This is a genomic window from Janthinobacterium sp. GW821-FHT03C10 (assembly GCF_059420865.1).
Genome location: NZ_JBWKUN010000019.1, coordinates 1 through 1367 on the forward strand (window position 1 = coordinate 1; position 1367 = coordinate 1367).

Annotated in this window: 1 rRNA gene; it reads left to right on the plus strand. The window is 51.4% G+C overall.

From position 1 onward, the window contains the following. Positions 1-1352 (plus strand): 23S ribosomal RNA (locus tag AC07VH_RS29175); the annotation flags it as partial. Between the last annotated feature and the right edge of the window lie 15 nt (positions 1353-1367).

Here is a 1367-nt window from a genome sequence, read left to right on the forward strand (position 1 = left end):
TTCACGAAGCAATCGGAAGTGGTTCCAAGAAAAGCCTCTAAGCTTCAGTCATACGAGACCGTACCGCAAACCGACACAGGTGGGCGAGATGAGTATTCTAAGGCGCTTGAGAGAACTCGGGAGAAGGAACTCGGCAAATTGGTACCGTAACTTCGGGAAAAGGTACGCCCCGGTAGCTTGAATGGTTTACTCCATGAGGGTGAAAGGGTTGCAATAAACTGGTGGCTGCGACTGTTTAATAAAAACACAGCACTCTGCAAACACGAAAGTGGACGTATAGGGTGTGACGCCTGCCCGGTGCTGGAAGATTAAATGATGGGGTGCAAGCTCTTGATTGAAGTCCCAGTAAACGGCGGCCGTAACTATAACGGTCCTAAGGTAGCGAAATTCCTTGTCGGGTAAGTTCCGACCTGCACGAATGGCGTAACGATGGCCACACTGTCTCCTCCCGAGACTCAGCGAAGTTGAAATGTTTGTGATGATGCAATCTACCCGCGGCTAGACGGAAAGACCCCATGAACCTTTACTGTAGCTTTGCATTGGACTTTGAACCAATCTGTGTAGGATAGGTGGGAGGCTTTGAAGCGGGGACGCTAGTTCTCGTGGAGCCAACCTTGAAATACCACCCTGGTTTGTTTGAGGTTCTAACCTTGGTCCGTTATCCGGATCGGGGACAGTGCATGGTAGGCAGTTTGACTGGGGCGGTCTCCTCCTAAAGTGTAACGGAGGAGTTCGAAGGTACGCTAGATACGGTCGGACATCGTGTTGATAGTGCAATGGCATAAGCGTGCTTAACTGCGAGACTGACAAGTCGAGCAGGTACGAAAGTAGGACATAGTGATCCGGTGGTTCTGTATGGAAGGGCCATCGCTCAACGGATAAAAGGTACTCTGGGGATAACAGGCTGATTCCTCCCAAGAGTTCATATCGACGGGGGAGTTTGGCACCTCGATGTCGGCTCATCACATCCTGGGGCTGTAGCCGGTCCCAAGGGTATGGCTGTTCGCCATTTAAAGTGGTACGTGAGCTGGGTTTAAAACGTCGTGAGACAGTTTGGTCCCTATCTGCCGTGGGCGTTGGAAATTTGAAGGGGGCTGCTCCTAGTACGAGAGGACCGGAGTGGACGAACCTCTGGTGTACCGGTTGTCACGCCAGTGGCATTGCCGGGTAGCTAAGTTCGGAAGAGATAACCGCTGAAAGCATCTAAGCGGGAAACTTGCCTTGAGATGAGATTTCCCAGAGCCTTGAGCTCTTTGAAGGGTCGTTCGAGACCAGGACGTTGATAGGCTGGGTGTGGAAGTGCAGTAATGCATTAAGCTAACCAGTACTAATTGCCCGTACGGCTTGTCCCTATAACCTTAGCAGGT